The organism is Mucilaginibacter sp., assembly GCF_025359345.1.
Classification (GTDB): Bacteria; Bacteroidota; Bacteroidia; order Sphingobacteriales; family Sphingobacteriaceae; genus Mucilaginibacter.
The window spans coordinates 198,363-223,431 of the sequence record NZ_JANYGQ010000025.1 but is presented as its reverse complement, the minus strand read 5'-3'; the positions used below and the strand labels follow the sequence as shown (position 1 = coordinate 223,431).

Genomic DNA, 25,069 nt, shown 5'->3' with positions numbered 1-25,069 from the left:
GTTAAGTATTCGTGTGATTCACAACAATTCGTAAAAATTGGTGCATTTTTAAATTCGTGTAATTCGCCTTAATTAGTGATAATTAGTGTTAGTTAGTGTTAATTAACCTTCTGATGCCGCAAAGCCAGGCTAAACGAGAAAGCCTTATGAATAAAGTAGCTCGCAAAAAACAGGCTTAGCGCCGCCAAAGGCCTCGCCACTGGCGGATACATATTAAGATCCTGTATAAACAATTTCAGGATGGCCAGGTTGGCAAAAAAACCGATAATAGCTACCGACGCAAAACGTATAAATTGTTTGAGTGATGACGATTTTGACTGCGAGAAAACAAAATATTTGGTTATCAGGAAATTAACTACTACCCCCATAAAAAACGATAATGCCAGCGAAAGGGTGGAATTACGAACGGTTATGGAAAGTATATTGTAAGTTTTTTGAACGAGAAAATTATGATAGAAAAGGTAAAAAGCTGAAATATCAACCAAAAAACCCAATCCCGCCGAAAAAACAAACCTTACAATATGGTTATCAAGCAATTTATTCCCCAGGTTAATCTCAGCCATGCTTTAACTGGGTCTGGCTCTTTTTATAGCCGGTAAAAATCAATGCTGCCCCACCCAGTACCATCAATACCGAAATCATTTCGGCTTGTGTAAAGCTAATGCCTGCAACGTGGTATTGTGTGTTTACACGTATCCGTTCAATAAAAAAACGTTCAACGCCGGCTAGTATCATGTAAATGCCAAACATTACGCCCGGCGCTTTTATCCTGTCGCGTATTTTCCAAAGGAAAAAGAATAGTAAAATACACATAACAAATTCATAAAACGACGTTGGATATACCGGCATTGACAACACCCGGTTAAACTTGCCTGTATCGCCCGGGATTAGATTACCAACATTGTTTACATTATGCGGAAAATTAAAGCTCCACATCCAGTTTGGCATCCAGTCAAGCCAATGTGGTTTAGGGTTAAGATTATCAATACCCCAGTCACCATCGCCCGACATCTGGCAGCCGATACGGCCAATGCCGTATGCAAGCATCATACCAGGGCCGCCAATATCAAGCATATTGAGTGGTTTGATACCGTTTTTATTTGCAATGTATAACACGGCTGCACCGCCGCAAATCAATCCGCCGTAAAACGTAAGACCGCTAAAGCCTATCAGCATTCCGACGGGGTCTTTCATGAATTCGCCCCAGTTTTCCAGTGCGTTAAATACTTTGGCTCCTAAAAAACCAAAAACTGCCGCCCAAAGCAAAATGCTTCCCATCAATTCAGCGGGGTGTACAGTAACGTTTTCTGTTTTTGGGGTTGGTAACCGTTGTTTTTTATTTTCGTAATATGCCCAGTAAACAAACACAGCTGCACCAACAATACCACCCAGCCAGTTGCCACGCAGTGATAGTAAAAATGCCTGCGGGTCATCAACCAGTGTGTGAAAATTGAGGGCGGAATCAACCAGTTTATAGCCAATTATAAAACCAAAAATGCCGTTACCTAGTAACTCGGCAAAAGATGCCGGCGCACCGATGGTAACCATTTTTTTGAACGAATGGATTACGCCTAATTTCTCTTTCCGTTTAAACTCCTGTACAAATGCCCAGTACCCGCCCATAAACGCAATGGCCACAAAAAAACCAAACGTTTGTATGATCTGTAAAAACGGAATTTCGAGGCCTGTAAGGTAACGTATTAGGTAAAATAAATTTGGAAACATCGTTTGTAATTTGGGAGCAAGATAAGGTTAATGGGCCAATATTTCTTCGCTTTCAGTTATTTCAACATCACCATCGGGTGATATTGTTGTTAAGTGTACCGTTTTTAATTCGTTTACCAGCAAGGGGTCATATTCAGTTTTTACTTTCACATAATTACGGGTAAAGCCGTGCATAAATCCATCTTTAATATCACCCTCAAACAACACTTCATCCATTTTACCCAACTGGCTTTCGTAAAACGCCCGGCGTTTTTTGTCAGATAATATGTGCAGCATTTTGCTGCGCTCTGCACGTGTCGATCCCGGTACTACCCCGCTCATCTCGCTGGCAAGTGTGTTTTCCCTTTCGGAGTAAGTAAACACGTGCAGATATGAAACGTTAAGGTCGTTCAAAAAATTATAAGTGTCAATAAAATCCTCGCGTGTTTCGCCCGGGAAGCCCACTATTATATCTACACCAATACAGCAATGCGGCATCAGCTGTTTTATTTGGGCTACCCTGCTTATGTACAAATCGCGTTTGTAACGGCGGCGCATCAGGCCCAGTATTTTATCGCTGCCCGATTGCAGCGGGATATGAAAATGCGGCACAAAACGGTTGGACTGCGCCACAAACTCAATAATTTCGTCGCTTAGTAAATTGGGTTCAATAGAGGAGATACGGAACCTGTTAATTCCCTCAACTTTATCCAGCGCCTTTACTAAATCAAAAAACTTGTCGGCGCGCTGACCATCCCTTATGCCGAAATCGCCCAGGTTTACGCCGGTTAAAACAATTTCTTTTACACCACTGGCGGCTATTTCCATAGCCTGTTCAACCACATGTTCAATAGTATCGCTGCGGCTGTTGCCACGGGCCGGTGGGATGGTACAGAATGAGCACGAATAATCGCAACCGTCCTGTACTTTTAAAAATGTACGGGTGCGGTCGCCGATGGAAAAACCGGGAACAAAATCCTTAGCTTCAGATACAGGTTGGTTATGAACCACCGCTTTCGCGTTTTTTGTTAAATCGGTAATGTAATCAACAATCTGAAATTTCTCAGCGGCACCTAAAACCATATCCACACCTGGTATTTCGGCAATCTCCTTTGGTTTAAGCTGGGCATAGCACCCTACTATGGTGACGTATGCGTTAGGCGATATTTTTAAAGCTTCTTTAACAACCTTTTTACACTTTTTATCGGCATTATCAGTTACCGAACAGGTGTTAATAACAAATACGTCGGGCGTATCGGTAAACTCAACCGTATTGAAACCAGCGTTGTTAAACTGGCGCCCAATCGACGATGTTTCCGAGTAATTAAGCTTACAGCCTAGCGTATAAAATGCTACTTTTTTATTCATTTTTAAAGCGTGCAAAGATACTTATTTTGGTCTTATTTATCTACCTAATAATTTTTAGCCGAACGTACTACCGGGAATTCACTGAATTTAGCCGCAATTACAAGGGTTTGTTAAACCCATTGGTATCGATAGAAATATTAAACACCAAACTCAATAAAGAGAGAAAGGGGCAATCATTAATAAAGTCATTAATTATTTGAAATTGAGCCAGTTTAACGAGAATAATTCAATTGAAAAGTAACATCAAGGACATAAAATATGCCAATTATGTTAAGCTTTGTAAGCTACAACTGCCATGTTGACAAACTTTCCAAAATCTCTCCTTTCAAAATGTCGCTCCAAAACGCTATTTTTGCGCGATAAATGGAACACATTCGTAATTTTTGCATAATAGCACATATCGACCACGGTAAGAGTACACTTGCCGACAGGTTGCTTGAATATACAAATACTATCACCCAGCGCGAATCTCAGGCACAACTGCTTGATGATATGGACTTGGAGCGTGAGCGCGGCATCACAATTAAAAGTCATGCCATTCAGATGGATTATATACTCGACGGGCAAAAATATACGCTGAACCTGATTGATACACCCGGGCACGTGGATTTCTCGTACGAAGTTTCGCGTTCTATAGCTGCCTGCGAAGGCGCGCTGCTGATTGTTGATGCAGCGCAGGGAATACAGGCCCAAACTATATCAAACTTATATCTCGCTTTAGAAAACGACCTGGAGATTATCCCGGTATTAAATAAAATGGACTTACCCGGCGCTATGCCAGAGGAGGTTAAAGACCAGATTGTTGAACTAATTGGCTGTAAACGCGAAGAAATTTTGGCTGCATCCGGCAAGACCGGCATGGGCGTACACGACATATTAGAGGCTATTGTTAAAAGAGTCCCTCCTCCTGTCGGCGATCCTGAAGCACCATTACAGGCTTTGATATTCGACTCAGTTTTTAACTCTTTCCGCGGTATTGTCGCTTACTTTAAAGTGGTAAACGGCGAGATCCGCAAAGGCGATAAAGTAAAATTCTTCGCTACGGAAAAACAATACCTGGCCGATGAGGTTGGCACGCTGAAATTGAAGCAGTTACCTAAAGACGTCATTAAAACAGGCGACGTAGGATATATTATCTCGGGTATAAAAGAGGCCCGGGAAGTAAAGGTTGGCGATACAATTACCCGCGTAGACCGGCCGTGTGAAGCAGGAATACAGGGTTTTGAGGAAGTTAAGCCAATGGTATTTGCCGGTATTTACCCGGTTGATACAGATGACTACGAAGAATTGCGCGAAGCCATGGCCAAACTGCAATTGAATGATGCGTCATTGGTTTTTGAACCGGAATCGTCTGCCGCTCTAGGGTTTGGCTTCCGTTGTGGATTTCTGGGCATGCTCCACATGGAAATCATCCAGGAGCGATTGGAGCGCGAGTTTGATATGACGGTAATTACCACCGTGCCCAACGTATCATACCTGGCCTACACTACCAAAGGCGATGCTATTACAGTTAACAATCCATCAGATCTGCCTGACCCCAGTAGGATTGACTATGTGGAGGAACCCTATATAAAAGCTACCATAATTTCGAAGTCGGAATTTGTAGGGCCGATCATGTCGCTTTGTATTCAAAAACGTGGTTATATTAAAAATCAATCGTATTTAACATCTGATAGGGTTGAGCTGATATTTGAAATGCCGATGGGCGAGATAGTTTTTGACTTTTACGATAAACTAAAAACCATTTCAAAAGGGTACGCATCATTCGACTATCACCAGATCGGTTACCGTAAATCAGACCTGGTACGTTTAGATATCCGTTTAAACGCGGAGCCGGTTGATGCTTTATCGTCACTGATATTCCGGGGCAACTCTTACGATTTCGGTAAAAAAATCTGCGAAAAGTTAAGAGAACTCATACCACGTCAGCAGTTTGAAATAATTATACAAGCTTCCATCGGCGCCAAAATCATCGCCCGCGAAACAGTAAAAGCTTTACGTAAAGATGTTACCGCCAAATGTTACGGTGGGGATATCAGTCGTAAACGCAAGCTGTTGGAAAAACAGAAAAAAGGTAAAAAACGCATGCGCCAGGTCGGTAACGTAGAGATACCACAATCGGCGTTTATGGCGGTGTTGAAACTGGATTAAAAATAGAATCAAAAGTCACGAGCCAAGAATCAAGACTATAATGTTTTCTTTCTTGACTCTTGACTCGTGACTCTTGACTCTCATATCATGAATTTACTCGACGGAAAATACGTATCAGAAAAACTCAAAGGTGAAATAGCTGAGTCGGCTGCTAAAATACTGGCTGAAACCGGGCGTAAACCACATTTGGTGGCTGTGCTGGTTGGGCACGATGGCGGCAGCGAAACTTATGTGGCCAGCAAAATAAAAAATTGCGAAGCTGTAGGTTTTAAATCGACGCTCGTACGCTACGAAAGTGACGTAACAGAAGAGGAATTGTTAGCCAAAGTAGCTGAGCTTAATGCAAATGCTGACATTGATGGCATTATTGTTCAACTACCCCTGCCAAAACATATTGACCCGGAGAAAGTAACCGAGAAGATCGACCACCGCAAAGATGTGGACGGATTTCATCCGGTAAACCTCGGACGCATGCAGCGTAACCTGCCATCGTTTATCCCCGCAACGCCCTATGGCATTACTTTGATGCTGAAAGAATACGGCATCGAAACTGCAGGCAAACATTGCGTGGTGGTTGGTCGCAGCAATATAGTAGGCTCGCCCATGAGCATCCTGATGGCGCGCAACACTACCCCTGGCAACTGCACGGTAACCATCTGCCACAGTCGTACACCTGATATCAAAAAATTTACGCTTGATGCTGACATCCTGATTGTAGCCATCGGCAAAAAGAACTTCATCACCGCCGATATGGTAAAAGACGGCGTGGTAGTTATTGATGTCGGCATGAACCGCGAAACCAGTACGCTAACCAAATCGGGCTTCAAACTTTACGGCGATGTTGATTTTGAAAATGTATCCCAAAAAGCATCATGGATTACCCCGGTACCGGGTGGAGTGGGATTGATGACAATTATTGGTTTGTTGAAGAATACTTTGGCATCGGCTAATAAGGAAGTTTACCCTTAGTTGAGTTTTTTAATTGATGTTTCTAACTGAAAACGAATAGTTTCCGGAGCCGACGGCTAAAACAGCTCTCTCGTTTTCAAATTTTAATATTTTGATATCACGCCGGTTTAATAATGAACGGCCATTTTCGCTCACTACGGAGTTTTTACGTGCGGGTAAATAAATTACTGCCGTTGAGTTAGCGGGAATGCTGGTTTGCATCGTAAACAATCCTCCATTCGTCTTCCATCTATTGGCTATCATTCCGTATGGGGATAAATAACTTGCGTTCGCCCAGGTAACATCCCCAACAGGTTCGGGCCTGATAACAATCTTATCAAATGCTATTGAATTTGAATCAGGCTTAATACCACCAAGACCGCTATAAAACCATTCCATTAAATGACCTAGCATAAAATGATTATTTGACGATATTCGGTTGCCCTGCCAGGATTCGGTAAGCGACGTGGCCCCGCGGGCTAATTGATAGCCATATCCGGGAACATCCGACCGGCTATTCATATCAAATATCACGTCTGACCGGTCCGCATCGTCCAGTACCCTTAAGAGATATCGGTACCCAATGTCGCCGGCCGTTAGTCCATTATTATGCAGGCGAATGTCTTTCACTATGTTATTAATAACGGCTGTTTTATAGCCTGCTTCAACAATGCCTGTGTATACCGCCATTGAATTTGCAGCTTGGCTGCCGGTACCATATTGGAAGGTCTGCTTATCGAAAAAAGTGTTGTTAAATGCTATTTTAACATCATTGACCAACTTGTTATATTTAATTACGTCGCTTGTCTTTCCCAATAGTGTTGCTACTTTCGAAAGTATAGTAAGGTCATAATAGTAAATAGCTGTTCCGGTTATTCCTGGTGGCGTTAATTGTGATACTCCCGGGTCGCCGGGCCCGAGGTCATACCAGTCACCAAGGCCAAAATAAAGCAAATTATTTTTTGACTGTTTCTGCAGGTAAGCCGCGTAACGGGTCATCATGTCATAACTTTCTGACAACACCTGTTTATCGCCATACCACTGGTAAATATAATATGGCATTATTATGCCGTTACTTCCCCATTCGGGCGAGTTTCGAAATCCACCACCGAATTCAACATATTCCGGCGCTATGTCAGGGATTAACCCGTCGGCGGTTTGTGAGTTTATCATATCCCTTACCACTTTACGGCATAAGGTTGCAATATCATAATTATACCTGATGGACGGCCCAACCAGGTGAGCTTCTTCCAGCCAGCCCAGTTTCTCACGATGAGGGCAATCTGTAAATACGCTGGCCGTATTACTCCTGATAGCCCAGTCTATAAGTTTAAAGGTCTTGTTGAATAAATCATTTGAACAGCTAAAAGTCCCGACACTGGTGGCTGAATTGCGGGTGTGCAAACTTTTTATTGCTGATATAACCGGCAGGTGCATTGAATTGGGCTCACCTTCCGGAACAGCACCCTCAACCTGTATATACCTGAAACCATAGTACATAAACTGGGGGTGCCAGGTTTCAATGCCATTACCTTTTAGCGTGTATTTAAAGTAAACAGGTGTACCCACAGCTTCCTGGGTAATCATGCCGTCATCGTTCAGCAGTTCAGCCGGTGTTAGCTTAACCACTGCACCTTTATTGCCACTAACTTTTATAAAAGGAATAGCCGAAGCATTTTGTCCCATGTCGTACACCCAAACGCCCGGCTTTGGCTGCGAGATTTTTACCGGAGAAAATTGGTCAAATATCTTCAGCGGGTCTTCAGCTTGCGCATCCAATCGCTCGGGCCCCTCAACAACGGTCGCATTCTTCCAACCAGTATCGTTAAACCCAGCCCGGTTCCACCCGTTTTGCTCAAAATTTGCATCATAATCTTCACCGCCATAAATACTTGAAAAAATAACCGGACCCGGGGTGGCTTTCCATGACTGATCAGTGATGATATTTTCTTCAGTCCCGTCCTGGTATTGCAAGGCAAGCCGGCAAATCATTTTAGGATACCCAAAAGCGCTTTTCAGCTTATGGTATCTTTCGCCTGGCATGTAATAAAATCCATTTCCAAGCATTACACCCAAGGCATTCTTTCCTGACCTCAATTCATCAGTTACGTCAAACGCCAGGTAAAGGGCATGCTTATCATATTTTGTCCATCCGGGATCTAAAAAGTGATCGCCAACCTTATTACCATTAATACTTAAATCAAACTGCCCTAACCCGGTTATAAAAACGGTTGCCTTTTTTAGCTTTTTATCCACGACAAATTCTTTTCGCAGCATTGGTAAAATATCACTCCCTTTATTCCATCTTTTGTCGTTTGTGTTTTCAATGCCCGGAATTAGCACTAAAGAATCCGGCATCTTTTCATAAGCTATCCAACTGGCACCCTTCCAGTCTGATTTGGACTGTAATCCCATTTGCCACTTTGCTATCTTGCTCCAGCCAGATGTTTGATGATGATTGTCCCAAACCATTACTTTCCAATAATAGGTTTTCAAAGGATCCAGCTTTTTGCCGGCGAATGGTATTTGCAGCGATTGCTTTGACAATACATTTTTTGAATCCCAGGTATTGCCAAAGTTCTTTTTCAACAACGTAACATCATCAGCAACCAGAATCCTGTAAGCTATTTGTTTCAAATTACGCTGGTTACCCCCGATCTGCCAACTTAAAGCCGGATTTTGGGTATCAACAGTTATCGGATCAATACGATGTTCACAGTTAAGATCAGATATAAAGGGTTGGGCCGATAAGCCAAAACTGATGCAAAGAAACGAAAGAGTTGAAATGATTTTATTCATTTTAGCATAGCTTATATATCGCTGATTAATTGAGGCTTGCGTCCCTTATCTTATCTCAAAAACTCCACCGGGATCTGATGGTTCTCATTTTCATCAGCCCAGGCCATTGAGGTTATGCGCCAGTGGTCGTTATCCAAAATAAATTGAATATAATTTATCCCTCTGGGTGCATTTGCGGTTTCATGATAGGTAAAACTATATTCGTAAACGCTCAAACGTTGAGCGACCTTGCCAAACACCTCGGTTTGAGAATAAAGCTCGCGCTGCATAAATTGAAGCATTGACCCATCAGCTATCTGAGATTCAAACGATTGGATATATTCATCTACAGTAGAGATAACAGGTTTGCTAAAACTGTTGTTTATCAAAAGTCCGTTTTCATAAAATAGTTCCTTTACTGTTTCCAAATCGGGCATCTCGCCATCCTGGAAACTCAACGACTCATAAAAATCTTCGGTTATATAATCTATTCCTCTTTGGTTCATTTATTAAATATTCTTTTTATATCATCCCAAACAGTTGGCGTGCCAACATATACTGTGTTGTTTTCTATTTTAGCAGGGTAAGTTTTAACATAATCATTAACCCCTTTGCCGGTTTTTAAATCAAAAGCGTAACCGTGCAATGGGCAAATAATATTTCCGTTTTCGCACCAGCCCTCACCCAAATCAAATCCGGCATGCGGACACTCTGCGGATACAGCATAAACTTCGCCGCCGTAACCTACCACGCAGATACCTTTATTGTCAATTTTAATTTTTTTCATAAATGGCTTGCCGGCGTCTTCAACATCCGGCACGGGGTACCACTTCATACGTGCTAAAAGTCAATTTTCAAGTTCATCAGTGATGGGTTTTTCATCACATCATCCATGTTGGTAATAAGGGTAACACGTTTTCTGTCAGCCGATACAATGGCCTTGGGATTGTTTACTTTTTTTACGGGTTTTGCAAAGTTAAGAATTACTTTATAAGGCATGTCAATCAGCATGGCCTTGGCCATTGAAAATGCAGATTGTGTTTTCTTTAAAAATGCATTAAATTTTTCCTTGTCGACAATCCGGTAAAATTTATGCGGCGTTATCTCGTAAGTGTAATAATCCTCGCCTGCCACCAATTGCTGGGCATTAAAACCTATAGGGGCCTTCTCCCCTTTTTGCAGCGATTTCAGCTGACTGTTCATTGATATTTTTGAAATATGCTTAAGGTAATACTCCAAATCGGCAGCATTTTTAGCCACGTGATTTATACTTACCTTCATTATGCTTTTTTTCAAATCCATTTTTACGTGCAGATCACTGGCTTTAACCATGGTGGCTTCTTCGGCGGTCATTTTTTGCTGCGTACTGTCGGGGAGAGCCGTATAAAAATTAAGTGTGGTATCCTTCACCAACGAAAACTGAGGTGTTTCTTTAACCGAGTCGGACATTAAGTTCATCAGTACAGATACAGCGCTACCCATATCAAAGCCATACACCACACTGCATGAGCCATCCTGTTTAAAGTTATATTGCTCCTCAATATCCAGGCATGATGAAAAGCAAAGCAACACGAAAAATAGTACCAGGAAGTAAAGTTTTTTCATATTGCAAAATTTTAAGTAATAATAGAGAAAATTGCTGAAAGGTAAAAGGGTAAAGGTGAAAGGTTTTTTCAAATTATCTTCTTAAAATCACCTTTTTCCTTTCGCCTTTATCCTTTCACCTCAAAATCATACCTTTGCACCTTTAAATTATGGCACACCAAATACCGGACGACGGCACATTACTTCCTTTAATGGAAGAGTTTTATACGATACAGGGGGAAGGATACAATACTGGCAAGGCTGCTTATTTTATCCGCCTTGGCGGTTGCGATGTAGGCTGCCACTGGTGCGATGTAAAAGAAAGCTGGGATGCCGAGCTCCACGCACTAACATCTGCTGATCAGATAATTGAAAATGCATCCAAACACCCGGCTAAAGCGGTGGTAGTTACCGGCGGCGAACCGCTGATTTATAACCTCGATTATCTAACCGCCGGCCTGCAAAAACAAGGCATCAAAACATTTATTGAAACTTCCGGCGCCTACCCGCTTTCGGGCAATTGGGACTGGATTTGCCTTTCGCCTAAAAAATTCAAAGGCCCCATGCATTTGGTGGCAGCAAATGCAGACGAACTTAAGGTGATTATATTTAATAAATCAGACTTCGCTTTTGCCGAAGAAAATGCAAAATTGGTTTCACCAACATGTAAACTGTTTCTGCAGCCCGAATGGTCAAAATCAAAAGAAATGACCCCGCTTATTGTGGACTATGTAATGAACAACCCTCGTTGGGAAATATCGTTGCAAACGCATAAGTATTTGAATATTCCTTAAAAATAGATCCAAGAGCCAAGAATCAAGAGCCAAGGCAATGAGGTATATTGTTCGATTCTTTTGGTATAATTTAGCTACTTTTTTCAATTTTTCACCTGGTTCTTGACTCTCGATTCTAGACCCGATTCCACATTCTGATAAAAAAACGTAACTTAGGATAGAAAAACACGTATCAAAACCAATGAGAGTTACTTTCTTCTCGGTTCTGTTAGTATTTATATCCAATTTTATATCCGCCCAGCAGAGGCAATACTCTACCACCGATAGAGCCGCTATTAAATATTTTGCTTTGGCAAATACAAATTTAGACGACCACATGTATGATGAGGCTGTTGAAAATCTGCAAAAGTCCGTAGAGGCAGACGACAAATTTGTTGAGGCTCATGCAGTTTTGGGCGATGTTTTGCGGCAGATGCGCCGCTACAAAGAATCTATAGATCAATTTCATAAAGTAATTGTTTTAAATCCAGAGTTTAATCGCGCCGTCTATCTCAAAGTCGGCGAACTGGAGGTGAATAGCGCCCAATATGAGCTTGCGCAGCAGCACCTCGAAAAGTATTTAACCTATCCAAACATTACAACACAAAATACTTATTATGCGCAAAAACTGATAGCAGACTGTAAATTCAGCATACAGGCAATTGCCCACCCGGTGGCGTTTAAACCAATTAATCTTGGCCCCGAAATAAATACCCCTGCTGATGAATACCTCCCGGTTGCCACTGCCGATGAAAGCACACTAATATTTACCCGGAAAATAAACAACAACGAAGATTTTTATAAAAGCAATAAACTAAACAATAAGTGGCAAACAGCTACCTACCTGAGCGACCTGATTAATACACCACAATACAATGAAGGTGCCGAATCCATATCGCAGGATGGCAAATACTTGTTTTTTACAGGCTGTAACCGTCCTGATGGACTAGGTCGCTGCGATATTTACATAGCACAGAAAAAAGGCGACGACTGGGGTAAACCCGTTGACTTAAGTCCGCCTGTAAACACAACCGGCTGGGAATCTCAACCATCGATAAGTGCTGATGGTAAAACACTCTACTTTGTTAGCAACCGAAAAGGTGGCTACGGAGGGTACGATATCTGGAAGTCGACCCTCAGCGATAAAGGCTGGGGCGAACCCGAAAACCTCGGGCCAAACATCAACACTATTTATGACGAGCAATCGCCGTTTATTCACCCCGATGATAGTACGTTTTATTTTTGTTCGAATGGCTGGCCGGGCCTTGGTGGAAAGGATTTATTTGTAAGCCGCTTAAGCAAAGATGGCAAATGGCAAAAGCCCGAAAACCTGGGCTATCCCATCAATTCGAGCGGAGATGAAAACGGGCTTACTTTAACGGCCAATGGCAGCTATGCCTTTTTCTCATCCAATAACTTAAACGGTTTTGGTGGATATGATATTTATACGTTCGAGCTGCCGCCCAACCTGCGGCCCAACCTGGTTACCTACGTAAAGGGAACCGTAAATGATGCCAAAACAAAAGCGCCATTAGAGGCTGCAGTCGAGATTGTCGATTTGCAAAAGAACCAACCCGTTTTCCAGGATTACAGCGATGCCGATGAAGGCGACTTTTTAGCCACGTTAACTGCCGGCAAAAACTATGGACTGAATATTTCAAAATCGGGTTACCTCTTTTATTCGGCTAACTTTTCCCTGGTTGGACATGAGCCTAAAACTGCGTTTAATATTGCCGTTTTACTTGACCCTATTGAAATTGGTAATAAGGTGGTATTAAACAATATATTTTTCGATACCAATAAGTTTGATCTAAAACCGGAATCTGTTGCCGAATTACAACAACTGCTCTCATTTTTAACCCTAAACCCCACGCTGCATATAGAAATATCGGGACATACCGATAACGTGGGTAACGACCAGCTTAACCAAACGCTTTCTCAAAACAGGGCGAAGTCGGTTTATCAATACCTTATCGACAATAAAATTGATGCTGGTCGGCTTGTTTTTAAAGGGTATGGTAAAACGCAGCCTATTGCTGCAAATGATACCGATGAGGGACGTCAAAAAAACAGGCGGACTGAATTTAAAATAATTGCGAAATAGAGATTATTTAACTGGTGACTAGAGATTAGGAGAAATGTCGAATACAATGCCCTGTTCTAAAATTAATTCATAGCCAATGAAAATCGTATTGCTTGCTGTTTGGTCTGTTACTGTATTTGCAGGCTTATTAATCCGGCAACCCAGTTACACTGGCAAGCCCTGGCAAAATAAAGCTCAACATATTCCCGGCAAAATTGAATGTGAGTTTTATGATTTGGGTGGCGAAGGTGTTGCATATCATGATGACGACAGTGTAAATAACGGCAGCGGGAAACTTAACCCGGCCAATGGCAGCTATCTAAACGAATTCAGGATGCACGAGGGCGTTGACATATCATACACTAAAACCCATGATATTGACAATAATCCTTACAGCAACGTGCCACCAAAAATGGAGCAGCTTTACGTTGGTTGGACAAAGCCCGGCGAATGGATAAAATATACAGTTCAGGTTGATCGCACTGCAATTTATAAGATTGGCCTGATGTATACCGCCAACGGCGATGGCGTTATTAGTTTAGATTTAGATGGAAAAGAAATCGCCAAAGATTTGAGAATCATTTCTACCCATAACTACGCCGATACTGTTAAATGGCGGCAATGGCACCATTGGAATAGGGCTGATTCACTGACATCAGTAAAACTTAATAAAGGGTTACACGTGCTTACCCTGCGCGTTGTTGGCAATGGTAATATGAATTTTGATTATTTGGAATTCAGATAGTGGTCAACCAGTAAATATAAAAGGCCTTCAGACGTTATCCGAAGGCCTCTTGTATTTTATATTACTTATTGCGTTAATTCCCCATTTCCGAGATAAACTTTATCCGCATCAACTGTATTTCTTCAATTGTGTAATCATCGCTTCCAAGTTCGGCTAATGCTTTTTCTGTCGAATCTACTTCTGCCGTGCGGAAATAATCAAACACTTCCTCCTGTTTATCTTCATCAATCACTTCGTCGATATAATAGTTAAGGTTAAGCTTGGTGCCTGAATTGACAATCGTTTCCACTTCTTTCAATATTTCTTCGTACGACAATCCTTTTGAAGCAGCTATATCATCCAAATTTAAATGCCGGTCGATATTCTGGATAATAAACACTTTAAGCGCCGATTTATTGGCAGCACTTTTTATCACCATGTCAACAGGGCGGTCGATATCGTTGTCCTCAACATATTTTTGGATAAGATCGGTGAAAGGCTTGCCAAATTTCAGGGCCTTCCCTTCTCCTACTCCCGATATTTGTTTCAGTTCGTCATTGGTAATAGGGTAATGCGTACACATATCCTCTAATGACGGATCCTGGAAAATAACGAATGGTGGCAGACCCTTTTGCTTGGCCAGCTTTTTACGCAGGTCCTTAAGCATCTGCAGCAATTCGGTATCCAAGGCACCGCCGCCGCCTTTAGGGCCGTCAGCTTCATCGTCATCGTCGGTAGCGCCCATAGGTTTGTTCAATACAAAGCGGATGCTGTATGGGTTGTCTATAAACGAGTTGCCTAATTTGGTTAACCGCAACAGGCCGTACTGGTCAATATCTTTGGACAGGAAATTGTTCAGCAGCGCCTGGCGCATCAGCGAATCCCAAAGGTTTTTACCGTCTTCTTTGCCTGAGCCAAAATAATCAAGCGAATCGTGCTCGTAATTTTTTATCTGGGCATTGTCCTCGCCCATCAATATGCTGATGATGTGATGGTCATCAAACTTCTCGCCTATTGTTTTAACCAGGCTTAATGCTTTGTGCAGGTGCAACTCGCCGTCAAAATGCTCTTTAGGGCCGCAGCAATTGTCGCACATGTTATTACAGCCTGCCTCGTTAAAGTTTTCACCAAAGTAATGCAACAACTGCTTACGGCGGCAAACCGACGATTCGGCGTAGTCGATAACTTCCTTAAGTATCTGGGTGCCAATTTCACGTTCCGAAACAGGCTTGTCCTTCATAAACTTCTGCAGCTTATCAATATCTTTTTCCGAATAAAAAGCAACACAAACACCTTCGCCACCGTCGCGTCCGGCACGACCGGTTTCCTGGTAGTAGCCTTCCATACTCTTAGGCACATCGTGGTGGATTACATAACGCACATCGGGCTTGTCGATGCCCATACCGAATGCAATTGTAGCGACGATAACATCTACATCCTCCATTAAAAACTTATCCTGCGTGTCCGCACGTACCTTAGGATCCAAACCTGCGTGGTATGGCAGGGCCTTAACACCGTTTAAGTTTAGCGCCTCGGCTACTTCTTCAACTTTTTTGCGGCTCAGGCAGTATACTATACCTGATTTGCCCTGATTTTGCTTAACAAACTTTACGATCTCCTTTATCACATTACGTTTGGCACGCACCTCGTAAAAAAGGTTCGAACGGTTAAACGACGATTTGTAGATAGTAGCATTGTTCATCTGCAGGTTTTTCTGAATATCCTGCTGAACTTTTGGCGTAGCGGTTGCTGTTAAAGCTATAATGGGAATATTGTCTCCAATATTGCTGATTACCTGGCGTATCTTGCGGTACTCAGGCCTGAAATCATGCCCCCACTCCGATATACAATGCGCTTCATCAACGGCTACGAATGACACGGTATTGAGACGCAAAAAATCAATATTTTCCTGTTTGGTTAGTGATTCAGGGGCAACGTAAAGTAATTTGGTTTTTCCGGCAAGCACATCGTCTTTAACACGTAGTATATCAGCTTTGGTAAGCGATGAATTTAAAAAATGGGCGATGCTGTCTGAACCACCGAAGGCCCTTAACTGGTCAACCTGGTTTTTCATTAAAGCAATTAACGGCGAGATAACTATCGCAGTTCCCTCACTCATTAACGCAGGCAATTGGTAGCACATTGATTTGCCACCACCCGTGGGCATAATTACAAACGTATCGTTCCCGGCTAGTATGTTTGTTATAATCGCTTCCTGCTCTCCCTTAAAGTTGTCGAACCCAAAAAAGTTCTGGAGATTATCAAAAAGCGACTTCTTAGTTTCTATCATTGCAGATGTATTCTTTTGATTGTATTTAAAAGTTTAAAGTAACAAAAATTTCTCAATAAACGATGGATTTTATTAAAAATTTTATATAAAAATGATTATTCTGTGAAAAACAATTTGTTTATTTATCCCGTTTAACTTCTATAGCTTGCAGGGCTGCTTTATTTAGTTTTATTTAATTCATATATTACAAATTATTGTTCAATTTTGCCCTGCGTTTACCAAATTAAACTATGGTTAATTGGCTGTAAACAAAATCGAAAAAAATGGCTGCGATAGCTTCACTGGCAATGCCAAACAAACAACTTAAACAAAAATTGTTTAACAAACATGAATAAAAACTACTATGCCATCATTATGGCGGGCGGTATCGGAAGCCGTTTTTGGCCCATAAGCCGCACATCTCACCCTAAACAATTTATCGACATACTGGGAACCGGGAAAACTTTGATACAAAACACCTACGATCGTTTCCTGAAAATATGCCCCAAAGAGAACATTTACGTAGTTACCAACGAGATTTACACCGGCCTTGTAAAAAAGCAATTGCCGGATATGACCGACGACCAGATACTAACCGAACCGGTAATGCGTAACACGGCGCCTTGCGTGGCTTATGGTTCGTTCAAAATAGAAAGCCTTAACCCGGATGCTTGCATTGTAGTTGCCCCGTCCGACCATTTGATACTCGATGAAGCTGCATTTATCAGCACCATTGAAAAATCACTTGAAACGGCGTCCAAAAATAATTGCCTCGTAACCCTTGGTATCAAACCATCGAGGCCTGATACCGGTTATGGTTATATTCAATATACCGAACAAAGCCTCAACAATGACTTTTTTAAGGTAAAAACTTTTACAGAAAAGCCAACCCTGGAAATTGCAAAAACATTTTTGCAAAGCGGCGACTTTTTATGGAACGCCGGCATATTTGTATGGTCGGCTAAGGCGATAGTAAACGCCTTCAGTAATTATTTGCCTGATATGCATGAAATTTTTGCAGAAGCCAGGCCAGTTTACAACACCAGCGACGAAAAAGCGCACATCCACAACTCGTACCTGCAATGCACCAATATATCTATCGACTATGGTATAATGGAGAAGGCTGATAACGTTTACGTGCTGCCATCAGAATTTGGCTGGAGCGACTTAGGTACATGGGCCTCTATTTACGACCTTGCCGATAAGGATTATGTTGGTAACGCTGTTATTCCATCGGAAAAAGTAATTATGTACGATTCATCAAACTGCATGGTTAATGTACCCGGCGAAAAGCTGGTAATATTACAGGGCCTGCACGATTTTATTGTTGTTGAAGCCAACAACACCCTGCTGATATGCCCCCGCGACCAGGAGCAAAACGTTAAAAAAGTTGTTGCCGACGTTAAGCAGCAATTTGGGGCGAAGTATATTTAGGCGAGGCCCCCAGCCCCCTAAAGGGGGAGCAAAAAGCAAAAGGCCGGTTCGAAAAACCGGCCTTTCTTTTTACCCATTGCTATTCAAAGCCCCCTTTAGGGGGTTTGGGGGCCTAAACGTTGCCTTATCGCCTCATATAAAATTATCCCCGTTGCCACCGAAACGTTCAATGATTCGATTTCTCCATACATTGGTATTTTAGCCAAATGGTCGGCTATACGGATGATGTCGTTGCGCACACCGTCTTCTTCCGAGCCCATAACTATTGCTGTTGGAACGGTATAATCGGGTTTATAAATGTATTCCTGGGTTTTTTCGGTGCAGCAAACCAGCTGCAGGCCCGATTCCTGCAAAAACTTTACAGTTTGCATAAAGTTATCGTGGCGGCAAACCGGTATTTTATATAATGCGCCTGCTGAAGTTTTTATTGCGTCCGGGTTTATTTGTGCCGAACCTTTTGCGGGCACTACAATCGCATGTACTCCGCTGCATTCTGCTGTGCGCGCAATTGCGCCCATGTTGCGCACATCCGTAATCGAATCGAGCACCAATATCAGCGGCACCTCTCCTTTTTCGTAAACAGCCGGGATGATGTCTTCTATCTTTTGGTAGATGATAGGCGAGATAAACGCAATCACCCCCTGGTGATTTTTCATGGTAATGCGGTTGAGCTTTTCTACCGGTACCTGTTGCGCTGTGATATTATATTCGTGCAACAATGCCCGCAATTCGTTTAAAAGCTCGCCGCCAATGCCTCGCTGTATGTATAAAGATTCTATCTCTTTGCCTGATCGGATGGCTTCAATCACCGCCCTTGTTCCAAAAACTACCTGGTTACTCTCTCGGGGTTCTCTTGTATTGTATGACATTTAAAAATTAAAATAATATTGCAAAAATAGCCATATTTATTGATTTGAGCACTTATTGAACCAATAGACTATTTTGGTCTTTTTAGAATAGTTAACAATCCAAAACTTTATTAACATTCAGTTAAACAACTGTAAACCAATCACTATATAAAGTTACTAACATTTTGCAAACATCAGATGTTAGGCGTATGCATTGAATCAGAGCTTTCTTTGAACGATTTTTATTGCCAAAAATCGCCGGATGTTGAATAATCCTAAAACATTCCCGTCAACTTTTGTATATTTTTGTTGTCCCATGAATTTTGATAACGATAGCGCAGGCAACAAGCAGAACACAACCGACAGGAGAAGCAGGATCACTAACCCAACCCCATATAGCGGGCTTGGGAAACTTCCGCCCCAGGCAATCGACCTGGAAGAAGCAGTACTTGGCGCACTGATGCTCGAAAAAGATGCATTATCCTCAGTGATTGATATTTTAAAGGCGGACGTTTTTTATAAAGACAGTCACCAAAAAATATTTGCAGCAATACGGACGTTATTCGAAAAATCATCGCCTGTGGATATCTTAACGGTAACTGCGCAATTGCGCCAATTGGGCGAGCTGGAAATGATAGGCGGCGCCTATTACATCACGGAACTTACCAACCGCGTTGCTTCTGCAGCCAATATCGAATACCACTCCCGTATCATTATCCAGAAATTCATCCAGCGGGAATTGATAAGGATTTCGACGGAAGTTATTCAAAGCGCTTATGAAGACACTTCGGACGTGTTGGATTTGTTAGATAAAGCGGAGAAAAACCTTTTCGAAATCGCCCAAAACAACCTCCGCCGCGATTCGCGCAAAATGGATGATTTGATGCATGAAGCATTAAAAGAAATCGAAGCGTTAAAAGATAAAAAAGACGGCCTTACTGGTGTAGCTTCCGGCTTTACCGATCTGGATCGCATGACCTCGGGCTGGCAAAAATCCGACCTGGTCATCATAGCTGCCCGCCCCGCGATGGGTAAAACCGCGTTTGTATTGACCTGTGCACGAAACGCAGCTGTCGATTTTAATAAGCCGGTAGTTGTTTTCTCACTCGAAATGTCCTCGGTTCAGTTGGTTAACCGTCTAATATCCGGCGAAACTGAAATTGAGCAGGAGAAAATTCGTAAGGGCAATATGGAAGAGTGGGAATGGCAACAAATCCACTCCAAAATCGGCAGGCTGGAGGCAGCTCCGTTAATTATTGATGATACGCCTGCGTTAAATATCTTTGAATTCCGCGCCAAGTGCCGCCGTTTAAAATCGCAGCACGATATACAGCTAATCATTGTCGATTACTTGCAGCTGATGCACGGCAAGGCAGCTGATGCCAAAGGCGGCGGTAACCGTGAGCAGGAAATTGGTAGTATATCGCGTGCATTGAAATCTGTTGCTAAAGAATTAAATGTCCCAGTGCTGGCACTGTCGCAATTAAGCCGTGCAGTTGAAAGCCGTCCGGGCGGTTCAAAAAGGCCGATGCTATCGGATTTGCGTGAGTCGGGTTCAATTGAGCAGGATGCGGATATGGTACTGTTCCTGTATCGTCCTGAATACTACGGGTTGGAAGTAGATGAGGACAATATGCCTACAGCTGGCGTTGGTGAAGTAATTATCGCTAAGCACCGTAACGGCGAAACAGGCCGCGTAAGGCTGAAATTCGTAGGCAAGTTTGTGAAATTTACCGACTTAGACCAGGGCATGGACGGCTCATTCTCGCCGGCAAATGCTTTCTCGGGATTGGCCCCATCGCAGGATTTTGAAAAACAAAGCAACTTTATTATCCGCCCATCAAAAATGGACCAGATGGATGATGACGATGGACCTGTGCCGTTTTAGAAGCCACAGTTGTATTGCGGAGAAGTTTTGGGTAGCAATGCGGTTTTTAATAAAAGGCTCGAAAGATAAAAAGTACTGACACCAATTTGTCAGTGCTTTTCGCGTTTTTTAGGGTAGCAGATAATGTAAAAAGTGCATTATTGATACAGAAACAAGCATTTTAGCCTAGGGGCTTAACGTGTTCCTGTTCCACCCTGTTCCTTATGTTCCACTGTGAACAGGAACAAAAAATCAACCATAATACTGCCTATACCAGTAGCCCCAACACCACCCCAATAACAATTATCACCGGCGTTTTTATCCTGGTAAAATTTAAAGTCAAAAACGAGCATATCATTATTAAATAGGCCATCCAGTCGAGGCCAAATGGGCGTACGAGTAAAATTAGCGCCGTCGCCATAAAACCTACAGCCACCGCATTTATACCGCTAAGCGAATTTTTTATGCGTGTTATCTTTTTCAAGTCATTCCAGAACGGAACGATAAATAATATGAGGATCAATCCCGGCGCATTGATGCCGATGACTGCAACCACACTCCCAAATACCTGCCCAACAAGGCCTGCACCTTTATTGCCCATAGTAATAGCGCCCAAAAACGACGTGAATGAAAACGTCGGCCCTGGCAAAGCTTGCTGGAGCGCATAACCGGATAGAAATTCGGAATTGGTAAGGTAATGCTTAACACCAACAAATTCTGTAAACATCAGCGGCACCAGCACCTGCCCACCGCCAAAAATCAGGATACCATTGCGATAGAAGTTTTCGAATAGACGAATAGGTAGGCTGAATACCGAAGTTTGATTAATTACGGCACCAAGAGCTGCAAAAAACAGCAGGATACCGATAAAGTAAGTTACCTTATTGGGGTTTACGTTCGAAAACAGTTTCACCCGCAACTCGTTTTCCTGCGGCTGCGTTTCAAGCGCTGATGATATTATTCCACCTAACAAAACAAGTAATGGGAACGCGTAAGCGTTTTGTAAAATAAGCGTGGCTATCAATGACCCTATTGCCAGCAGGGTGCTCACTTTTGTTTTCAAAAACCTGTTGGCAAAAGTATAGGTGGCGTAAGCAACAATCCCAACCGCTATAGGCTGCACAAAACGTAGGATCTCGGTAAATTTTGATTTATCGGCGAACAATTTATAGCTGATAGCCGCAAGGCACATAATTGCGGCCGAAGGTAGAACCCAAATAAAAAAAGTAATAATAGCCAGGCGAAGCCCTCCTACCTTCCAGGCAATGCCAACCAGTGTTTGGGTTGATGAAGGGCCTGGCAGCAGTTGGGCCAGGGCATTCAGTTCCATCAATTCTTCTTCGGTAACATATCTCCTCTTTTCAACAAACTCGCGCAGCAAAACTGCTATATGCGCCTGTGGCCCGCCAAAAGCTGTGAACGTGTAGATAATAACATCCCGAAGAAAGATGAGGTGCCGTTTGCTCATTGGGGTTAGTTCATGGTTGAAGAGAGTTCATGGTTGATGGTTCATAGATCATAGCTGGAAGGAATTTAGTTCATGGTTGATGATTCATCGCCTGAAGGTAGATAGTTGTTTATTATTTAGCCCGAAGTTCGCGTTTAAATATCCCCAGTCTAAATGAACCTACCATGAACCATGAACCATTAGCTATGAACTCCTTAATATTCATCCACCAATTCATCATAAACGCCTTTCAATTCCGAAAATGCGTGATTATCGCGCTTATCACGGGCTACTGTCATGCCGGTTTCGTAGGTATTTATGGCATCCTGCTTACGTCCAAGGGCCTCATATAGTTTTCCCAAATGGTAATATGTACCCACGTAGTCCTGGTGGTTAGTTACCAGGTCCTCGTAGTATCCAAGCGCCTTATCTGTTTGATTGATACGAAGATACTCTGTTGCCAGCGCGTATTTAAGGAACGGGTCACCCGGCTCATTTTTAATAAATTCCAATAGCTTCTCTAATCTGCTTATCTGCATTTTAAACTCTCTCTTTTTTAACTAAATTTGCACAACCTATTTATAAATGAAAAACAATTTTCAGTCATTTATCTTTAGGTAATCAATCTATAAACAACAGTACGATGAAAATTCTGGTTTGCATAAGTAATGTGCCTGATACCACTACAAAAATAACTTTTACTGATAATAACACGCAATTTAATAACAACGGCGTGCAGTTTATACTAAATCCTTACGACGAAATTGCACTTGCCCGTGCAATCGAGCTTACTGATGGCGGCAACGGCACGGTAACCGTAATAAATGTTGGGGAAGCAAGTACCGAGCCTACCATACGGAAGGCCCTGGCTATCGGTGCTACAGATGCCGTACGGGTAAATGCCAAAGCGCACGACGCCTGGTATGTAGCAGCCCAGGTTGCAGCATACGTTAAAGCAAATCCTTTTGATTTAATATTAACCGGCCGCGAATCAATTGACTATAATGGTTCGAAAGTAGCAAGTATGCTGGGTGAGCTTTTAGACTTGCCATCAGTATCCATCATCAAAAAACTGGACATCGACGGCGATAATGTAACCGTTGAACGCGAAATTGAAGGCGGTAAGGAAGTGCTGACCACCCCCCTGCCTATTGTTGCCGGTGCTGCAGAAGGTGTGGCTGAACCGAAAATACCAAACATGCGCGGCATCATGTCCGCGCGTACCAAGCCGCTAACTGTTATTGAACCGGTCGGGGTTAAAACATTATCTGAAATCATCAGTTATGAAACACCTGCGCCGCGTGGCCAGGTTAAACTGGTTGCTGCCGATGATACCGCGAAGCTGGTTGATTTACTACACGACGAGGCCCGGGTAATCTAACAATAAGCCTTAACCAAATTATTTATCTAAAGATTTATTATGCCAGTTTTAGTATATACCGAAAACGCAGACGGAAAATTTAAAAAATCAACGTTCGAAGCTGTTTCATATGCACGCGCCATTGCCGATCAGAATAATACCAATTTAGTGGCTATATCTATAGGCGACGTAAGCAGCGACCAGTTAATCGCGCTTGGTAAATATGGCGCCGAAAAGGTGCTGAATGTTTCGAACGCTAAATTGAAAAACTTCATTAACCAGGCTTATGCCTCTGTTATAGCCGACGCGGCTAAAAAGGAAGGCGCTGATATAGTAGTATTGTCAAACTCATTTTCGGGCCGTGGCCTTGCACCGCGCATTGGCGTTAAATTACAGGCAGGTGTTGCCGATGGCGCAGTAGCGTTACCGGAACAAACCGGTAAATTTACCGTTAAAAAAACGGCATTTTCGGGTAAGGCATTTGCAGTGGTTGAATTAACATCAATCAACAAAGTAATATCTCTAACGCCAAACTCTTATAAAGTTGTTGAAAATGGTGGCGCAGCAACAGTTGAGGATTATGCCGCTGAAGGGAACGCATCGGATTTCAAAGCAATGATCAAAGAGATTGTGCGCTCAACCGACAAAGTGTCCCTGCCCGATGCTGATATTGTTGTATCGGCAGGCCGCGGGTTAAAAGGGCCTGAAAACTGGGGCATGGTTGAAGAACTTGCAGGTTTACTGGGTGCTGCGCTGGCATGCTCAAAACCAGTGTCAGACGCTGGATGGCGCCCGCATAGCGAACATGTTGGCCAAACAGGTATTGCTGTCAGTCCAAATTTGTATATTGCAATAGGAATTTCGGGCGCGATACAGCACCTGGCTGGTGTAAGCTCGTCGAAAGTTATTGTTGTAATAAACAAAGACCCTGAGGCGCCGTTTTTTAAAGTGGCAGACTACGGTATTGTTGGCGATGCCTTTGAAGTAGTACCAAAATTGATTGCAGCTGTAAAAGAATACAAAGCTTCGGCATAAAGATGTGTTGTGATGGGTAATGATATGAAAAAAATAAAACTGGATATTGTTGGCTTATCGTACAGCCAAACGCAGTCTGGTGCCTATGCTTTGGTTTTAGGCGAAGTAAGTGGCCGCAGGCGACTGCCAATTATAATCGGCAGCTTCGAGGCGCAGGCCATAGCTATCGAGATTGAAAAGATGACGCCCAGCCGGCCCTTGACTCACGACTTATTTAAAAGCCTGGGCGAGGCCTACAATATTAAAATACAGGAGATTGTGATTTACAATCTTGTCGATGGCATTTTTTACTCTAAACTAATTTGCACCGACGGCAAAAAATCAGTTGAAATTGATGCACGCACCAGCGACGCTATTGCGGTAGCCGTACGTTTCGACTGTCCTATTTATACCTTCGAATTTATTCTTTCAACCGCGGGTATAGTAATAGAAGGTAACGATTTTGTTTACCTAGAGAACATCAATGAAACAAAAGAAGAAAAGACTGCGGCAACAACATCCTCTGCAGGTGGCTTCGCAGCATTGAGCACCGATGAGTTGCGGACAAAGCTACAGGAGGCTCTTGCTGAAGAATCGTACGAGAAAGCCGCCAAAATACGCGATGAACTTAACCGCAGGAAAGCATCTTAATACCATCACATCCCTCTTCCTAAAATTTTAACAAACTCTGCTATTGAAGCTTCGTGATTTTGCAAT

Annotated in this window: 21 protein-coding genes; 10 read left to right on the top strand and 11 right to left on the bottom strand. The window is 42.7% G+C overall.

Annotation, left to right across the window (positions count from 1 at the left end):
• Positions 1-98: 98 nt before the first annotated feature.
• The 3 genes from Q0R52_RS16190 to mtaB are packed head-to-tail and all read right to left on the bottom strand — an operon-like array spanning position 99 to position 3,072.
• Positions 99-563, bottom strand: a complete 465-nt coding sequence (locus Q0R52_RS16190) for a GtrA family protein (RefSeq protein ID WP_295796097.1) — start codon at positions 561-563, stop codon at positions 99-101.
• On the bottom strand, positions 556-1,725 hold the full coding sequence (locus tag Q0R52_RS16185) for a prolipoprotein diacylglyceryl transferase family protein (RefSeq protein ID WP_295796095.1): 1,170 nt from the start codon (positions 1,723-1,725) through the stop codon (positions 556-558). The genes Q0R52_RS16190 and Q0R52_RS16185 overlap by 8 nt, the downstream gene beginning before the upstream one ends.
• A gap of 27 nt (positions 1,726-1,752) precedes the next feature.
• Entirely contained in the window at positions 1,753-3,072 is a 1,320-nt protein-coding gene (mtaB, locus tag Q0R52_RS16180) for a tRNA (N(6)-L-threonylcarbamoyladenosine(37)-C(2))-methylthiotransferase MtaB (protein WP_295796093.1), read from the bottom strand.
• 363 nt (positions 3,073-3,435) lie between these two features.
• Here mtaB and lepA point away from each other — a divergent pair, with 363 nt between their 5' ends.
• Complete coding sequence (gene lepA / locus Q0R52_RS16175; protein ID WP_295796091.1) at positions 3,436-5,223, top strand: translation elongation factor 4; 1,788 nt, start codon at positions 3,436-3,438, stop codon at positions 5,221-5,223.
• 87 nt (positions 5,224-5,310) lie between these two features.
• The gene (locus Q0R52_RS16170) at positions 5,311-6,192 is read left to right on the top strand and encodes a tetrahydrofolate dehydrogenase/cyclohydrolase catalytic domain-containing protein (protein WP_295796090.1); all 882 of its coding nucleotides are present in this window, start codon (positions 5,311-5,313) and stop codon (positions 6,190-6,192) included.
• A 9-nt stretch (positions 6,193-6,201) separates the two neighbouring features.
• Here the strand turns inward: Q0R52_RS16170 and Q0R52_RS16165 are convergent, their stop codons facing one another.
• Genes Q0R52_RS16165 through Q0R52_RS16150 form a run of 4 tightly spaced genes read right to left on the bottom strand, consistent with a single transcriptional unit; the run spans position 6,202 to position 10,554 of the window.
• The gene (locus tag Q0R52_RS16165) at positions 6,202-8,970 is read right to left on the bottom strand and encodes a family 78 glycoside hydrolase catalytic domain (protein ID WP_295796088.1); all 2,769 of its coding nucleotides are present in this window, start codon (positions 8,968-8,970) and stop codon (positions 6,202-6,204) included.
• Between the two features lie 50 nt (positions 8,971-9,020).
• A complete protein-coding gene (locus tag Q0R52_RS16160) occupies positions 9,021-9,455 on the bottom strand; it encodes a hypothetical protein (protein ID WP_295796086.1) in 435 nt (144 codons plus the stop codon).
• Complete coding sequence (locus tag Q0R52_RS16155; RefSeq protein ID WP_295796085.1) at positions 9,452-9,784, bottom strand: Rieske (2Fe-2S) protein; 333 nt, start codon at positions 9,782-9,784, stop codon at positions 9,452-9,454. Before Q0R52_RS16155 ends, Q0R52_RS16160 begins: the two co-directional genes overlap by 4 nt.
• 5 nt (positions 9,785-9,789) lie before the next feature.
• Positions 9,790-10,554, bottom strand: coding sequence for a hypothetical protein (locus Q0R52_RS16150; protein ID WP_295796083.1), 765 nt, complete (start codon positions 10,552-10,554; stop codon positions 9,790-9,792).
• 149 nt (positions 10,555-10,703) lie between these two features.
• Here Q0R52_RS16150 and Q0R52_RS16145 point away from each other — a divergent pair, with 149 nt between their 5' ends.
• From Q0R52_RS16145 to Q0R52_RS16135, 3 genes are all read left to right on the top strand, one after another.
• Entirely contained in the window at positions 10,704-11,327 is a 624-nt protein-coding gene (locus tag Q0R52_RS16145) for a 7-carboxy-7-deazaguanine synthase QueE (protein ID WP_295796081.1), read from the top strand.
• Between the two features lie 289 nt (positions 11,328-11,616).
• On the top strand, positions 11,617-13,410 hold the full coding sequence (locus Q0R52_RS16140) for an OmpA family protein (protein WP_295796079.1): 1,794 nt from the start codon (positions 11,617-11,619) through the stop codon (positions 13,408-13,410).
• A 76-nt stretch (positions 13,411-13,486) separates the two neighbouring features.
• Positions 13,487-14,134 carry a carbohydrate-binding protein gene (locus Q0R52_RS16135; protein ID WP_295796078.1) on the top strand — a complete coding sequence of 216 codons (648 nt, stop codon included), beginning with the start codon at positions 13,487-13,489 and terminating at the stop codon, positions 14,132-14,134.
• A gap of 73 nt (positions 14,135-14,207) precedes the next feature.
• On the opposite strand, the gene recQ is transcribed toward Q0R52_RS16135, so the two are convergent.
• Positions 14,208-16,400 carry a DNA helicase RecQ gene (gene recQ, locus Q0R52_RS16130; protein ID WP_295796211.1) on the bottom strand — a complete coding sequence of 731 codons (2,193 nt, stop codon included), beginning with the start codon at positions 16,398-16,400 and terminating at the stop codon, positions 14,208-14,210.
• Positions 16,401-16,730: 330 nt separating this feature from the next.
• On the opposite strand from recQ, the gene Q0R52_RS16125 reads away from it, so the two are divergent.
• Positions 16,731-17,816, top strand: a complete 1,086-nt coding sequence (locus Q0R52_RS16125; protein ID WP_295796076.1) for a mannose-1-phosphate guanylyltransferase — start codon at positions 16,731-16,733, stop codon at positions 17,814-17,816.
• Between the two features lie 95 nt (positions 17,817-17,911).
• Here Q0R52_RS16125 and rlmB read toward each other — a convergent pair whose 3' ends face one another.
• Positions 17,912-18,685 (bottom strand): 23S rRNA (guanosine(2251)-2'-O)-methyltransferase RlmB, encoded by a 774-nt coding sequence (gene rlmB, locus Q0R52_RS16120; protein ID WP_295796074.1) that lies wholly within the window; start codon positions 18,683-18,685, stop codon positions 17,912-17,914.
• Between the two features lie 295 nt (positions 18,686-18,980).
• Here rlmB and dnaB point away from each other — a divergent pair, with 295 nt between their 5' ends.
• On the top strand, positions 18,981-20,552 hold the full coding sequence (dnaB, locus tag Q0R52_RS16115) for a replicative DNA helicase (protein ID WP_252790285.1): 1,572 nt from the start codon (positions 18,981-18,983) through the stop codon (positions 20,550-20,552).
• Positions 20,553-20,799: 247 nt separating this feature from the next.
• Here dnaB and chrA read toward each other — a convergent pair whose 3' ends face one another.
• On the bottom strand, positions 20,800-21,999 hold the full coding sequence (gene chrA / locus Q0R52_RS16110; protein ID WP_295796071.1) for a chromate efflux transporter: 1,200 nt from the start codon (positions 21,997-21,999) through the stop codon (positions 20,800-20,802).
• Positions 22,000-22,193: 194 nt separating this feature from the next.
• Positions 22,194-22,517, bottom strand: coding sequence for a tetratricopeptide repeat protein (locus Q0R52_RS16105; protein ID WP_295796069.1), 324 nt, complete (start codon positions 22,515-22,517; stop codon positions 22,194-22,196).
• A 104-nt stretch (positions 22,518-22,621) separates the two neighbouring features.
• Between Q0R52_RS16105 and Q0R52_RS16100 the strand changes: the two genes are divergently transcribed.
• The 3 genes from Q0R52_RS16100 to Q0R52_RS16090 are packed head-to-tail and all read left to right on the top strand — an operon-like array spanning position 22,622 to position 25,003.
• Positions 22,622-23,359, top strand: a complete 738-nt coding sequence (locus Q0R52_RS16100; RefSeq protein ID WP_295796067.1) for an electron transfer flavoprotein subunit beta/FixA family protein — start codon at positions 22,622-22,624, stop codon at positions 23,357-23,359.
• Positions 23,360-23,398: 39 nt separating this feature from the next.
• Positions 23,399-24,373 carry an electron transfer flavoprotein subunit alpha/FixB family protein gene (locus Q0R52_RS16095; RefSeq protein WP_295796065.1) on the top strand — a complete coding sequence of 325 codons (975 nt, stop codon included), beginning with the start codon at positions 23,399-23,401 and terminating at the stop codon, positions 24,371-24,373.
• A 24-nt stretch (positions 24,374-24,397) separates the two neighbouring features.
• Positions 24,398-25,003, top strand: a complete 606-nt coding sequence (locus Q0R52_RS16090; RefSeq protein ID WP_252790290.1) for a bifunctional nuclease family protein — start codon at positions 24,398-24,400, stop codon at positions 25,001-25,003.
• The last annotated feature ends 66 nt before the right edge of the window (positions 25,004-25,069 follow it).